Origin of the sequence: Diaphorobacter sp. MNS-0 (genome assembly GCF_019602835.1) — a bacterium.
Taxonomy (GTDB): domain Bacteria; phylum Pseudomonadota; class Gammaproteobacteria; order Burkholderiales; family Burkholderiaceae_C; genus Diaphorobacter; species Diaphorobacter nitroreducens.
On record NZ_CP080761.1, the window covers coordinates 1,324,556 to 1,338,118 of the forward strand.

The 13,563-nt window shown below is 60.8% G+C and carries 9 protein-coding genes and 4 pseudogenes; 8 read left to right on the plus strand and 5 right to left on the minus strand.

Going from position 1 to position 13,563, the window contains the following annotated elements; all coding sequences use genetic code 11:
- Nucleotides 1-3 precede the first annotated feature (3 nt).
- A complete protein-coding gene (locus tag K2L43_RS06335; protein WP_011804655.1) occupies nucleotides 4-1,896 on the minus strand; it encodes a copper resistance system multicopper oxidase in 1,893 nt (630 codons plus the stop codon).
- A 243-nt stretch (nucleotides 1,897-2,139) separates the two neighbouring features.
- On the opposite strand from K2L43_RS06335, the gene K2L43_RS06340 reads away from it, so the two are divergent.
- A complete protein-coding gene (locus K2L43_RS06340) occupies nucleotides 2,140-2,799 on the plus strand; it encodes a heavy metal response regulator transcription factor (RefSeq protein WP_011804656.1) in 660 nt (219 codons plus the stop codon).
- A 61-nt stretch (nucleotides 2,800-2,860) separates the two neighbouring features.
- Nucleotides 2,861-3,139: pseudogene (locus K2L43_RS19020) on the plus strand (transposase); the annotation flags it as partial.
- A gap of 9 nt (nucleotides 3,140-3,148) precedes the next feature.
- Here the strand turns inward: K2L43_RS19020 and K2L43_RS06345 are convergent.
- Entirely contained in the window at nucleotides 3,149-4,309 is a 1,161-nt protein-coding gene (locus K2L43_RS06345; RefSeq protein ID WP_011804657.1) for an IS30 family transposase, read from the minus strand.
- Between the two features lie 62 nt (nucleotides 4,310-4,371).
- Here K2L43_RS06345 and K2L43_RS06350 point away from each other — a divergent pair.
- Nucleotides 4,372-4,740: pseudogene (locus K2L43_RS06350) on the plus strand (IS3 family transposase); the annotation flags it as partial.
- A 361-nt stretch (nucleotides 4,741-5,101) separates the two neighbouring features.
- Nucleotides 5,102-5,413, plus strand: a pseudogene (locus K2L43_RS06355) (transposase); the annotation flags it as partial.
- 38 nt (nucleotides 5,414-5,451) lie between these two features.
- Here K2L43_RS06355 and K2L43_RS06360 read toward each other — a convergent pair.
- Nucleotides 5,452-6,650 (minus strand): IS3 family transposase gene (locus K2L43_RS06360; protein WP_103738857.1). Its coding sequence is split into 2 segments (ribosomal slippage): nucleotides 5,452-6,383 and nucleotides 6,383-6,650, totalling 1,200 coding nucleotides; the frame shifts between segments, so codons are not numbered across the junction.
- A gap of 68 nt (nucleotides 6,651-6,718) precedes the next feature.
- Here K2L43_RS06360 and K2L43_RS06365 point away from each other — a divergent pair.
- Together K2L43_RS06365 and K2L43_RS19025 are read left to right on the plus strand one after the other, a co-directional pair.
- Nucleotides 6,719-7,369 (plus strand): annotated as a pseudogene (locus tag K2L43_RS06365) (IS5 family transposase); the annotation flags it as partial.
- Nucleotides 7,366-7,494, plus strand: coding sequence for a hypothetical protein (locus tag K2L43_RS19025; protein WP_255352815.1), 129 nt, complete (start codon nucleotides 7,366-7,368; stop codon nucleotides 7,492-7,494). The pseudogene K2L43_RS06365 and the gene K2L43_RS19025, both read left to right, overlap by 4 nt.
- Nucleotides 7,495-7,514: 20 nt before the next feature.
- Here the strand turns inward: K2L43_RS19025 and K2L43_RS06370 are convergent, their stop codons facing one another.
- Together K2L43_RS06370 and cadR are read right to left on the minus strand one after the other, a co-directional pair.
- Entirely contained in the window at nucleotides 7,515-9,380 is a 1,866-nt protein-coding gene (locus tag K2L43_RS06370) for a cytochrome c/FTR1 family iron permease (RefSeq protein WP_220638719.1), read from the minus strand.
- Nucleotides 9,381-9,507: 127 nt separating this feature from the next.
- Nucleotides 9,508-9,942: a Cd(II)/Pb(II)-responsive transcriptional regulator gene (gene cadR / locus K2L43_RS06375; RefSeq protein WP_011804660.1), complete on the minus strand. Its 435-nt coding sequence runs from the start codon at nucleotides 9,940-9,942 to the stop codon at nucleotides 9,508-9,510.
- A 94-nt stretch (nucleotides 9,943-10,036) separates the two neighbouring features.
- Between cadR and K2L43_RS06380 the strand changes: the two genes are divergently transcribed.
- Nucleotides 10,037-12,436: a heavy metal translocating P-type ATPase gene (locus K2L43_RS06380; protein WP_009518529.1), complete on the plus strand. Its 2,400-nt coding sequence runs from the start codon at nucleotides 10,037-10,039 to the stop codon at nucleotides 12,434-12,436.
- Nucleotides 12,433-13,527 (plus strand): signal peptidase II, encoded by a 1,095-nt coding sequence (lspA, locus tag K2L43_RS06385; protein ID WP_009518528.1) that lies wholly within the window; start codon nucleotides 12,433-12,435, stop codon nucleotides 13,525-13,527. Before K2L43_RS06380 ends, lspA begins: the two co-directional genes overlap by 4 nt.
- Nucleotides 13,528-13,563 lie beyond the last annotated feature (36 nt).

Genomic DNA, 13,563 nt, shown 5'->3' on the forward strand with positions numbered 1-13,563 from the left:
GGTTCAAGACACCACGACTTCGCGGAACATGCCGGCATCCATGTGGAACATCAGGTGGCAGTGCCACGCCCAGCGGCCGAGCGCGTCGGCTGTCACCAGGAAGCTGATGCGTTGTGCCGGCTGCACCGGCAGGGTGTGGCGGCGCGCAAGGAAGCGACCGTCGGGGCTTTCCAGCTCGCTCCACATGCCGTGCAGGTGCATGGGATGGGTCATCATGGTGTCGTTGTGCAGAATGACCCGCAGCCGCTCGCCGTGTTTGAAGTGCACCGGCGTGGACTTTCCGAACTCCAGCCCGTCCAGGGACCATGCGTAGCGTTCCATGTTGCCCGTGAGGTGCAGTTCGACCTCCCGGCCGGGGCCTCTCTTGTCCAGCGGCCCCGACGGGGTATGCAGATCCGCGAGGGTCAACACGCGCCGACCGTTGTTGCGCAGTCCGATGCCGGGGTCATCGAGGTTGGTGCGCGCCATGTCAACGCGCATGTCCGTGCTGGCACCATACTCGGTGCGAGCGTGGCGAGCAGTAGTGCTGGGCACGGCCAGTCCCCCCGCCGCCGCGGCGTGTTGGCTGTGATCCATCGCCATGCCACCGTGGTTCATGGCGCCGTGATTCATGCCTGCCATCGCCCCATGATCCATCCCGGACATCGAACCCGAGCCCATCCCGGTCATCCCGGTCATGCCCGTCATCCCGGTCATCTCCATGGCCTGGCCGGACCCGCCATGGTCCATGCCCCCCATCATGCCGCCCATCATGTCGTTCATGGTCAGCCATTCGACCGGATCGAGGGCAGGCACGGGAGCTTGAAGACCTTCACGCACGGCCAGCGTGGCACGCGCGTAGCCTGTCCGGTCCATCGCCTGGGCGAAGATCGTGTAAGCGTCATCCCGTGGCTGGACGATCACGTCGACGGTTTCGCCAGGACCGAATCGGAACTCATCGACGGTCACCGGCTCCACGTCAACACCATCGACGTGCACCACCGTGAGTTTCAGTCCTGGAATGCGTACGTCGTAGAAGGTGTTGCCCGCACCGTTGACCATGCGCAGCCGCACGCGCTCACCCGGTCGGAACAGCGCCGTCCAATTGCCGGCGGGGGTGACGCCGTTGGCCAGATAGGTCAGCGTGGCGGCAGACAGATCTGCGAGATCCGTCGGATTCATCCGCATCTCGTTCCACATCTTGCGCTTGTCGATCGCAGCGGCCGTGCCTTCGCGCGAGGCGTCCCGGAAGAAGTCGAAGACGGTAGGTTGGTTGTAGTTGTAATAGTCGCTTTGGGACTTGAGCTTGGTGAACACCCGCATCGGGTCTTCGTCGGTCCAATCCGAGAACAGCAGCACGTGGTCACGGTCGGCGTGGATGGTCTCGGCGCCAGCGGGGTCGATGATGATCGCCCCGTACATGCCCGTGAGTTCCTGAAAGCCGGAGTGCGAGTGGTACCAGTAGGAGCCGCTCTGCTGAACCTTGAAGCGGTACGTGAAGGTCTCGCCGGGAGCGATGCCATTGAAGCTGATGCCCGGCACGCCATCCATCTGATACGGCAGGATGATCCCGTGCCAGTGAATGGATGTGGCTTCACGCAGCTTGTTGGTTACACGGATTGTGACGGTGTCACCCTCGCGCCAACGCAATGTCGGTGCCGGCAGCGAGCCGTTGATGGTCGTAGCCACGCCTGGCTTGCCCGTGAAGTTCACGGGCGATTCGGCGATCACCAAGTCGAAGTCGGTGCCCTTCAGCACAGGGGCGGCACCGCGCGTCGCGGAGCCTTGCTGGGCAAATGCCTTGAACGCCGGCGTGGACAGCCCAGCGAGAACGCCGCCGGCGGCTAACCCTTGGACGAAACGCCGACGAGAAAGGCCCTGTGTGGGCACGATAAAAAAGGGTGAACGAGGCGGCATGGCCTGAAATCCTCCATAGATGACTCGGAAGTCGTTCTAAACGCCACCCCATCCTGAGCGGCACAGTTCGACGCAATGCAGGTCATGCTATGGGTTGGGCACTTTCCATCGAATGACCCCTGAATTACATTCATGTAATGTTCGTGGAAGCTGGCAACCAGTAAATTGCTGATTGAAAGTGGATGAATGCGTACATCGTGAGCGGCTATTTTTCCGCGCCGTAGCGATTTCATGGGACATGCGATGAAACTGCTGGTCGTTGAAGACGAGAACAAGACGGCGGATTACGTCCGCCAAGGTCTCATGGAGGCGGGATTCGTCGTGGATCTGGCGCGCAACGGATTGGACGGACACCACCTGGCCATGGGCGAGACATACGATCTGGTGGTCTTGGATGTCATGCTGCCGGATGTCGATGGCTGGCGCATCGTGCGTGCCCTTCGAGATGCCGGTAAACAGGTCCCTGTGCTCTTTCTGACGGCGCGTGGCGGTGTAGACGACCGTGTCAAGGGATTGGAACTGGGAGCGGACGACTACCTCGTCAAGCCATTCGCGTTCTCTGAGTTGCTGGCGCGGGTGCGGACGCTGCTGCGACGCGGAAGCGCTCCGAGCCAGCCTGATCGCATCCAGGTTGCCGATTTGGTGCTGGACTTGGCGCGCCGGCGCGCAACGCGCGCTGGCCAACGCATCAATCTCACCAGCAAGGAGTTCGCGTTGCTTGAGCTCCTGGCCCGTCGCCACGGGGAGGTCCTTCCACGTTCTCTGATCGCGTCGCAGGTATGGGACATGAATTTCGACAGCGATAGCAACGTCATCGATGTAGCCATCCGCCGTCTCCGCGCGAAGATAGACGATGCGTTCAATCCGAAGCTCATTCACACCGTGCGTGGAATGGGATACTGAGGTTGCCCCCGAATTTCGGAGTTCATAGCTCAACCCGGAGAATGCCGGTATGGAGCATGAGATGAATGAAGTGAAAAGCAGAGGGAAGTACACCCTGGAGTTCAAGCAGGAGGCCGTCAGGCAGGTGAAGGGTGGACGGGCAGCGTCGGTGGTGGCCAAGACGCTGAGGATGCCCAAGGCCAGTCTGACGAACTGGGTCAGGGCCGATGCCAAAGGCCAGTTGGGGATGTCCGCAGAAGGTAAACCCGTGGCGATGGTGACCCCCGAGCAGGGGGAGATCGCTCGGCTGCGAGCGGAACTGGCACGGGTAAAGATGGAGCGCGACATCGCAAAAAAAGCCGCCTTGGATTCAACCCGTCGCTGCAACGGCTCGCTGAAGTCTACTGGCAGGAGTTTCATAGTCCAGCGTTTTTCGAGGCCTCATGTTCAAACGCATGGAGATCGCGTCCAGGTCTTCCTGGCTGTAGACCGATAGGTCCGCACCCTTGGGAAGGTACTGACGCACCAACCCATTGGTGTTCTCGTTCGTTCCTCGCTGCCACGGGCTTCGTGGATCGCAGAAGAACACATCGACTTCAGTGGCCATGGAGAACGTTCGGTGCAGGGCCAGCTCCATGCCCCGATCCCAGGTCAATGATTTCATCAAGCCTCCTGGGAGTCGCTTGACTTCACGCGTCAAAGCCTGCACCACGCTGGCCGTGTCCTTGCCATCGACCTGGACCAGTAGCGCGAAACGTGAATGACGCTCCACCAGCGTCGCAATGTGGCTATTCTTTGCTCCCGTGACCAAGTCACCTTCCCAATGACCAGGAACCGCCCGGTCTTCGATCTGCGCGGGACGGCTGTGGATGGATACGGCGTCAGTGATCTGCCCACGAGGAGACTCCTTGCCCAGGCCTGCTCGCGCTCGCCGCATTGAGCGACGAGTACGAAGATGCGCCATCAGCTCCTTCTTCAGCACGCCGCGCGCCTGTACGAAGAGACTGCGATAGATCGTCTCGTGCGACACCTGCATGCAGGCAGTATCCGGGTGTTCTCGTCGCAGCCATCCAGCGATTTGCTGTGGAGACCACTGAAGTGCCAACTTCTGGGCCACAAGGCTGGTCAGCTCAGGATTCAGTGCCAACGCACAAGGTTTGGTGCGGCGTGCTTGCTCCCAGGCTCGCTCATCGGCCACAGCCGCACGATATCGCGCGGCACCACCATTGCGATGTACCTCTCGGCTGATCGTTGAAGGCGAACGACCAAGTTCCGCGGCGATCTGCCTGCAAGAGTGCCCCGCCGCCAAGCCGCGAGAGACCTGCTCACGATCATCTGCTGTCAACGCCGAGGCTGCCCGTTTCCGCGCTGGTCTATAGATGCCTCCGCCTAGCGCGAGAACCCCATGCACAGACCCAGGGTACTTGAACAACGCACGACCGATGTCGCTGATGGAATCCCCTGCCTTCCAGCGCTCCCACAACTCGCGCCTCTGCGCATCCGACAGTCCGGGACGTCCCAATCTCGCCATGAATTTTTACCTCGCTGCATCCTTGTACCAAAGGTGTTGCAGCGACGGGTTGAATCCAAGGCGGCGTACTTTGCACAGGACGTGTTGCAAGGTACGCCTGGATCAGGTCGATGAAGAGACGTTGGCCGATCACGCTGATGTGCGAGGTTCTGGAGGTCAGCCCCAGCGGGTACTTCAGCTGGCAAGCATCTGGGCGCGGGCCTGGACAAGGCCCCAGGCGCAGTCTTGGCGATGAGGCAGTGCTGGCGCACATCCGGGCCATCCACGCGCAGTTGCGTGGCGAATACGGCTGGCCGCGCATGCGCAAGGAACTGCTGTCGCGAGGCCATCGGGTGGGCAAGGAGCGGGTTCGGCAGTTGATGCAGCGCCACGGTATCCGGGCCAAGGGGCGCAGGAAGTTCGTGGTGACCACGGACAGCAAACATCGCCTGGACGCCCTTGCCCGCCAACTTCGCATGCCAACAACTGCGGCTGCCTGAAAACGGAATTGTTCAGGGCGGACTAGGTAATGGGTCACGCTGTTTGGCGTGCCAGCTGGCACGCGACGGAATTGCATCATGGGAAGTGGACGTCAACGCGGAGAGCATCCTTGGGGTAATCAGTGCGATGGTTTCGAGCCCAACGATTCAGGAGCACCGAACATCACGCCGCCTGCGACCGGCGAGCAGTCTGGGCATTCAGCGCAAAACCGACCAATGCAATGATGAGGATCACGGCTTGCGCTAAGGAAATCCTGCAAAACCCCGAACGCAGTCTGCTAGAAGCCAGGAAGTCATGGCATCCTCCCCGCCCATGAAGCAAAGCAGCCTTGACCTGAAACTGAGCACCAAAAAGACCCGCAAGCAAGAACTGCTGATCCAGATGGATTTGGTGGTTCCCTGGGCTGCTCTGGTCGAACTCATTGCGCCCTATTACCCCGAAGGCAAGAACGGCCGCCCACCCTTTGCCCTGGAGACCATGCTGCGCATCCACTGCATGCAGCAGTGGTTCACCCTGTCAGATCTGGCGATGGAAGAGGCCTTCTTTGACACCCCGATCTACCGGGAGTTTGCAAGTCTTGATGCCCATGGGAGGGTGCCTGACGAGAGCACCATCCTGAGGTTTGACCTTGCCCCTGTTTCGTGTAGCTCTTAACCCACGGTTCACGCGGCCTTTTTACGCTGTGCCTCGTACCAGCGCTGCTCGTACTGCATCGGGCTGAGGTAGCCCAGCGACGAATGCAGCCTTCGGTGATTGTAGAAGGCCATCCAGTCCATCACCGCCTGCCTGGCCTGCTCACGGGTAGCAAATTTGCACCCATGTACGCTGGCTGTTTTCAGCCGGCCCCAGAAGCTCTCGGTCGGTGCGTTGTCCCAACAGTTACCCTTTCTGCTCATCGATGAACGCATGCCCCAGCCCTTCAAGGCATCCTGGAACTCATGGCTGCAATACTGGCTGCCCCGGTCGCTGTGGAATATCAGCCCAGGAGGCGGCCTGCGGCGCCACCACGCCATGGCCAGCGCGTCCTTGACCAGGCTGGCCTGCATGTGCGGCTGCAGGCTCCAGCCCACCACCTGACGGTTGAACAGGTCGATGACCGCAGCCAGGTACAGCCAGCCCTCGTCGGTTTGGATGTAGGTGATGTCGCCACTCCAGAGCTGGTTGGGCGCCTCGGGGTTGAAGCGCCGCTGTACCAAGTCGGGCGCCACCGGCAGGCTGTGGCGGCTATCGGTGGTCACCACGAACTTGCGTTTGGTCTTGGCCCTGATGCCGTGCTGCTGCATGAGCTTGCGCACCCGGTCTTTGCCCACTCGGATGCCCCGGGCCAGCAGTTCCTTGTGCATGCGTGGCCAGCCGTATTCCCCCTTCACCTCGGCGTGGATGGCGCGCATGTACGCCAGCAGGGCTTCGTCGCTGTGACGCCGGGCAGGTCCACCGTGGCCAGACTCACGCCGGCGCAGCCAGTTGAAGTACCCGCTCGCGCTGACCTCCAGCACCCCGCAGGACACACTCACCGGGTACAGCTTTCTCATTTGGTGAATCCAGGCGTACCTCGCAGCGTGTCCTGCGCGAAGTACGCCGCGGCTTTTTTTGCGATGTCGCGCTCCATGCGAAGGCGAGCATTCTCTGCACGCAACCGGGCTATCTCCATCTGCTCGGGCGAGACTTGGATGCCCTTGTCACCACCGCCCGCACCGTCCAATTCTCCCTTGGCTGACAGCCGCACCCAGTTGCCCAGGCTCGCTTTGGGGATGCCCAGTACCTTGGCCACCACCGCAATCGCCTGACCCGAGCGGACCTGCCGAACAGCCTCCTGCTTGAACTCTCGCGTGTACTGCGCACGCACCTGCTTGTCACTCATCTCTGAACTCCTTGTCGGTATCTTCAACAAGGGTTAAGAACTCCACTTTTCAGGGGCAACCTCAGTGTCGTCATCGGCTGGAGAAACACAAGCTGGCCGAGCAGATTCTGGCCACTGTCAACGAGCTTCTGGCAGCCCAGGGCTTGCTGCTCAAGGCAGGCACTGCGGTCGATGCCACACTGATCGCAGCGCCTAGCTCTACCAAGAACAAGGACAGAAAGCGCGATCCAGAGATGCATTCGAGCCAAAAGGGCAACGAATGGCACTTTGGCATGAAGGCCCATATCGGCGTGGATGCGGACTCGGGACTCGTGCATACCGTCATAGGCACCTCGGGTAACGTGGCCGACGTTGTAGAGGGCAACAGCTTGCTGCACGGGCAGGAGACAGACGGGTTTGGTGATGCGGGCTACCAAGGTATCGACAAGCGCCCGGATGCCAAGGAGGCAGTGCGGTGGCACATCGCGATGCGCCCAGGCAAACGCAGAGCGCTGGACAAAGAGAACAACCCCGTTGACGCGCTGATAGACCAAGTGGAGAAGATCAAGGCGAGCATCCGTGCCAAGGTGGAGCATCCCTTCAGGGTGATCAAACGACAGTTTGGATACACCAAGGTGCGCTACCGGGGATTGAAGAAGAACACGTTGCAGCTCAAGACGCTGTTTGCGCTGTCCAATCTTTGGATGGTGCGCCATCAATTGCTGGAGGCGCAGGGATGAGTGCCCCTGAAATCAGGCAAATGGCCGCAAAGGCGGTGCAGATGGCCCGCAAGGGCGTGGAAAGTGGTGCGAAGACCCAGGCTAAACGCCATCCATCGCACTATCTGAAACCGGTGACCTTGTAGCACTTACGCATTCGAGTTATTCAGGGCATCCCTAAGGTGGTCTCTGCCGACGGATAAATCCCAAGCACTTCGATGCGTGGCCAATGGATCGGGCTGGCGCTCAGCCAACCGGCTTCTTGAAGACCCGCAACTCCCTTGCCCGCAAGCACTACAGCGAGGACAGCGACCAGAATCGAGCTGAGGCTGAAGAACTTTCCAATCGGCATACGGGCGCTGGTGCGCAGCATGAGCCATGCGAGGATAGTCAGGGCGGCCACCCCGCTCAGCAGTCCGCCGAGCAATGCACCGTTATTGCCGTCACCGGCCAAGGCCGAGTAGAAGAGCACCGTCTCGAAAACCTCGCGGTAGACGGCGATGAACGCCAGCGCGAACAACGCCCATGCCGAGCGGCGCGTCATGGCTGCGGAGAGCTTCTCCTTCAGATATGCCTGCCATTTACCGGCGGTGCTCTTCTGGTGCATCCAGAGGCCGACACTCAGCAGAACAATAGCAGCGAAGAGTGATGACACCCCTTCGGTCACCTCGCGGCTGGCGCCGCTGATGCTCACGAAGTAGGTTGCCATGGCCCAGGTCAAGCCTCCGCACGCGAGCGCCGTAAGCCAACCTCCATGGACGTAGGCCAGAACATCGCGCCGTTCGGCTTTCTTCAGGAATGCGAGCATGCCGACGACGATCAACAGCGCCTCCACGCCTTCGCGCAGCAGGATGGTGATCGAGGCAATGAAGGTGGTCAGTGGCTCGGCTTTGTCCGCCCCCAATTCGGTATCGACTTGGGCAAAAAGGTAGTCCAGCTTTTGGGCCGTGGCGTCGGCTTGCTCCAGCTTGCCACTGGCAAGTGCGCCGCGGTAGGCCAGCATGGCGTTTTCCACTTCAGTGAGAAGCGCCTGGTTGCGCGCGCGCAATGCCGGTTCCAGTGGTTCAAAACCATCCAGGTAGGCGGACAAACCCAAGCGCGTCGCGTTGGCCTGGTCGCCTGCGCGCGCTGCGGCAAGGCTCTCCTGAAGCCGTGCGCGGGCCAACCCCAGCCCGCCCGTGCCGTTGGCGGTGACGGTCACTTCTGGATGGCTGCGGACGTAGGCGGTCAGGTCGCGCGCCGCGTCGGGTGGCATCCGTTCGGACAAGGCGGCCTCGGTCAATGTGGCAGCGGCCGCCAGGTCGGGAAAGACGGCTTTGGCGGTGGCGTCTCGGCCCCAGGATTCTTCACCGCGCGCCCGCATGGCGTCGTCGTGCGACAGCGTTCCGGCGAAAAATGCCAATGCCCACCGATCCTCGTCGGAGAGCGTGGCGAAACTGGGCATCGACGTGCCGGCGACGCCTTGAGAAATGACTTGGTAGAGCGCGAGCACGCTGCGCGAGCGTGCCCGGCCGCGATCGGTGAACGCGATCGGCGGCGGGGTCAGCTTTGCGCCGAGCGGGCCATCGCCCCGGCCAGTCGCCCCGTGGCATGCCGCGCAGTTGGCTTCAAACAGCACCTTGGCGCGCGTGAGATCCGGCGGCGTGGAGGGGGAAAGCGGGAACGGGTACGCCTTGACCAGTGCCGCCGCCAGTGAATGGGCACTGTCGGCCACTGTCTTCGCGTCGGCCTTGGCTGCGATGAGTTCGCTCAGTGCCGTGGCCTGGCGTTTCAGTTCGGGAAGTGCAGGCGTGCTCGGCAATGTGGCGATCTGCTGCCCCGCTGTCGCGGCGAACTCCTTCATTTCTTCGTATTCGCTGGCACTTTGAACCTTGCCATCCCGCACAGCGCCGCCGTAATCGACCGCTAGGTAGTCCAGCAATTGCCAGGTTTGCTTAGCCTTGTCTTGCGTAGCCAGAGGATCGGCATGCGCGACAGAGATGACCATGAACCAAGAGAACAGAACGGCTGAGAGTATGCGCAGGGCTTGCATGAGGGCCTTACCGGCAGAAAGTTCGCATCACAAATGCGAATGATTATAATTCATTGTTCTTGCGGGCCGCCAGCATCAGGGAGCTGGCGGGGCCTGTTGTTATGGCATGATCGGCTCGGCCCACTGGTCACTTGACGGGAGCAGTTGCTTCCTGCGCATCACATGCGCATCCCGACAGCCCTTGCAGAATTCCGCACGCTTCGACAGGTCTGGCACCGGAACATGCATCGCGCAAATCGGCCAGCTGGTGTTCCAGCTCGCGCAGCGCTTCAATCCGTGATTTCACCTCCCGGATGCGCTCATCGAGAAGAAGGTTGACTTCACCGCAATCCTGCGCAGGCCGATCCCGGTAGCTCAGCAAAGTTCGCACGTCGCTCAATGGCATGTCCAGCGAACGGCAGCGAAGTATGAATTGCAAGCGCTCCACATGCGCCTCTCCATACAAGCGGAAGTTCCCCTGGCTGCGGCGAGCCTGCGGCAGCAGCCCCTCTCGCTCGTAATAGCGGATCGTCACCACCGGACAGGCAGTGCGTTTGGCAAGTTCTCCGATCTGGAGGTTCATGGTGCGGATTGGGATAAAAGGAAAAAGGACTTGACTCTATAGTAACTATAGAGTGTTAAATCATCAACCTCAGATCTACACAAGAGGAGTTGCCATGAGTGAATGTGGCTCCAAGGGATGTGGCTGCTCTACCGTTGTGGTGCCCAACCCGAAACCGAACATCGTCGAAGCAGCGTTGCCGCAGGTGCGCTACCGCATCGAGAACATGGATTGCCCGACCGAGGAAGCGTTGATTCGCGACAAACTCGGAAAGGTGCAGGGCGTGAGCAGCCTTGAATTCAATCTGGTGCAGAGAACACTGGGAGTCAGCCATCAGCTTGCCTCGTTGCGCCCTATCGAAGACGCGTTATCGGCCATCGGGATGCGAGCGGTTCGGATGGATGAGAAGGCAGCCCAGCAAAGTACCTGGTTATCCATCCAGCAGATGGACTGCCCCACCGAGGAGGCATTGATCCGCGGCAAGCTTGCCGGCGTGCCAGGCGTTGCGAATCTTGAATTCAACCTCGTCCAGCGCAGGCTGCACGTCGCACATACACCCGACGCACTTCCCAATGTGCTTGCAGCCCTGAAATCGCTCGGCTTCGACGCCGAGGTGCGCACTTCTTCGGCCCCTTCGGCAGCCGAGGCGCAAGCGCCTGCACGCACAAACTGGTGGCCGCTGGCAGTGTCAGGCGTCACCGCAACGCTGGCCGAGGTTGTGTACTGGCTCAACGGCGGCAACCACTGGGTCGTGGTCGCGCTGGCCGTGGTGGCCATCCTCACTGGCGGCCTCACGACTTACAAGAAGGGCTGGATTGCGCTCAGGAACCGCAACCTGAACATGAATGCGTTGATGTCCATTGCGGTCACTGGGGCCATGCTCATAGGCCATTGGCCCGAGGCGGCTATGGTGATGGTGCTGTTCGCACTAGCCGAGGTGATCGAGGCCAAGTCCTTGGATCGGGCTCGCAATGCCATCCGTGGCTTGATGGACCTCGCGCCGGATACCGCATTGGTTCAACAAGCGGACGGCAGTTGGGCTGCGGTGGACGCCAACGCCGTGCCCGTGGGCAGCCGTGTTCGCGTCAAACCTGGTGAGCGCATTGCCCTCGATGGGCTGATCGTCGAAGGCCGCTCCTCCGTCAATCAGGCGCCGATCACTGGTGAGAGCCTTCCGGTAGACAAGGCTGAGGGCGATTCCGTGTTTGCAGGCACGATCAATGGGGAGGGTTCGTTTGAATTCCGCGTCACCGCTGCCGCCAGCGCATCGACATTGGCCCGCATCATTCATGCCGTTGAAGCGGCTCAGGGAAGCCGCGCGCCGACGCAGCGTTTCGTCGATCAGTTTGCGCGGCTGTATACGCCTATCGTATTTGCGGTAGCCCTTGCCGTGGCGCTTGTGCCTCCGCTGGTATTCGGCGTGCCGTGGCTGGACTGGATCTACAAGGCGCTGGTTCTATTGGTCATCGCTTGTCCTTGTGCTCTGGTGATCTCCACGCCGGTGAGCATTGTGAGCGGTCTGGCTGCTGCCGCACGGCACGGCATCCTGATCAAGGGTGGCGTCTATCTGGAAGAGGGGCACAAGCTCAAATGGCTGGCCCTGGACAAAACGGGCACGATCACACACGGCAAGCCAGCGCAGACTGATTTCGCTGCATGGGGCAACGCCGATCCTGATGCGTCCAGATTGCTGGCCGCCAGCCTCGCAGCCCGTTCAGACCACCCAGTGTCCTTGGCAGTGGCCCGTGCAGCCGTCAACGATGGGTTGACACCGCGTGATGTAGCCGATTTCGCAGCGCTGCCTGGGCGCGGGGTTCGTGGCGACATCAACGGGCAGATCTATCACCTGGGTAACCACCGCCTGGTCGAGGAACTGGGCATGTGTTCGCCAGATCTGGAGTCCAGGGTGTCTGCGCTTGAAGCCGAGGGCAAAACCGTAGTGATGTTGACGGGACAGGAAGGAGTGCGGGCGCTCTTCGCAGTGGCTGACACGGTGAAGGACAGCAGCCGCCAGGCCATTGCCGAACTGCACCGACTGGGCATCAAAGCCATTATGTTGACCGGTGACAACCCGCACACTGCCGCTGCCATTGCCAGTCAGGTCGGCATTGACCGCAGTCGTGGCAATCTGCTGCCCGAAGACAAACTGCATGAAGTGGAGCGACTGTCGGCGGACGGGAAAACTGGCATGGTGGGCGATGGCATCAACGATGCCCCGGCGCTCGCGCGTGCGGACATCGGCTTTGCAATGGGGGCGGCGGGAACCGATACGGCCATCGAAACCGCCGACGTTGCGTTGATGGATGACGACCTGCGCAAGCTGCCGACATTCGTGCGACTGTCCAGTGCAACAGCTAGCGTTTTGAAGCAGAACATCGCCCTCGCGCTGGGCATCAAGGCGGTGTTCCTGATTCTGACTTTCACCGGGCAAGCCACGATGTGGATGGCGGTGTTTGCCGACATGGGGGCCAGTCTGCTGGTGGTCGGCAACGGGTTGAGGCTGTTGCGCCGATGAACTGGAAAGCCATTCTTTACGATTGGGGTGGCTTGAATAGCGCTCTGTTTCAGCTCGTCTACGAGGCCACGCCGCCGATTTTGATACCGCTGGCCTGGATCTTCAGCAACGTCCTGGGCAACTACTGGACTGCGCCCCTAGTGATGCTCGGACTGTGGGCATGGTCAAGATCAACGGCAGCAGCCGATCACGCCTTGGCAATTCGGCGGCAGCTTCTTCAATTCGTGATCGGCTTCGGCATCGCGATCGCAATAGCCTCCATCTTGAAATTTTGGCTCGATTTTCCGCGACCGGCAGCGGTATTTGGCCATTTGAATCACGTGCTTGGCACAGTGGAGGAGCACTATAGCCTGCCGAGCGGTCATTCCACTTACGCCGCACTTGTTGCCGGGGCGTTGTGGCCGCTGACAGGTGTACGCCACCGATTGGCGTTAGTTGCTTATGTCGTTCTGGTCGGCTGGTCGCGCATTGCTGCGGGCATGCACTTTCCCGCCGACGTGCTGGCCGGCTGGGGCATCGCCTCCGGCAGCCTTGCGCTTGCTGGTTCGCTGTTGACGATGCTGGCGAGTGCCTGGAGGCTGACGAGGCTGCGGGCAATCGGAATCTGGTACGGCTTGGCTGCCGCAGTGCTATTTGGCGATCAGGTCGCAAAGGCCGCCGTCTCGCTTTTTTTCGGCTATGGCGATCAAGTCGCTGTAACCCCTTTCTTCAATCTCGTCCACTTGAAGAACAACGGCGCCGCATTCAGCCTGCTGGCTGGTGCTGGTAGCTGGGCGCGTTTCGGTTTTGCCGCGCTTGCGCTGGGAGTCTCAATCTGGCTGATCCGCCTATTGCGTCAAGGAGTATCTAAATGGGAAGGCGTGGGTTATAGCCTGATCTTAGGTGGCGCGCTGGGTAACGCAGTTGACCGCCTGTTGCGAGGGGCTGTAGTCGATTTCCTCGATTTCCATTGGCACGGAGCGCATTGGCCCGCTTTCAATTTGGCTGACGTTGCAATATCCCTTGGCGCGATCTGCTTGCTTTCGGCCACCATGCACCAAGGAAAACGGGATGTCGCCGTAAGCGGACAAATTCCTATGAAAACTCCATAGTCGGATACAAGTCAAGGAATATGAGGCGCGTATCGG

Bases quoted from the DNA above. Each gene is read 5' to 3' on its own strand.
- K2L43_RS19025 (WP_255352815.1), top strand. From the start codon at position 7,366: ATGAGTGCCCCTGAAATCAGGCAAATGGCCGCAAAGGCGGTGCAGATG.
- K2L43_RS06380 (WP_009518529.1), top strand. From the start codon at position 10,037: ATGAGTGAATGTGGCTCCAAGGGATGTGGCTGCTCTACCGTTGTGGTG.
- cadR (WP_011804660.1), bottom strand. From the start codon at position 9,942: ATGAACCTCCAGATCGGAGAACTTGCCAAACGCACTGCCTGTCCGGTG.
- K2L43_RS06370 (WP_220638719.1), bottom strand. From the start codon at position 9,380: ATGCAAGCCCTGCGCATACTCTCAGCCGTTCTGTTCTCTTGGTTCATG.
- K2L43_RS06345 (WP_011804657.1), bottom strand. From the start codon at position 4,309: ATGGCGAGATTGGGACGTCCCGGACTGTCGGATGCGCAGAGGCGCGAG.
- K2L43_RS06335 (WP_011804655.1), bottom strand. From the start codon at position 1,896: ATGCCGCCTCGTTCACCCTTTTTTATCGTGCCCACACAGGGCCTTTCT.
- K2L43_RS06340 (WP_011804656.1), top strand. From the start codon at position 2,140: ATGAAACTGCTGGTCGTTGAAGACGAGAACAAGACGGCGGATTACGTC.
- lspA (WP_009518528.1), top strand. From the start codon at position 12,433: ATGAACTGGAAAGCCATTCTTTACGATTGGGGTGGCTTGAATAGCGCT.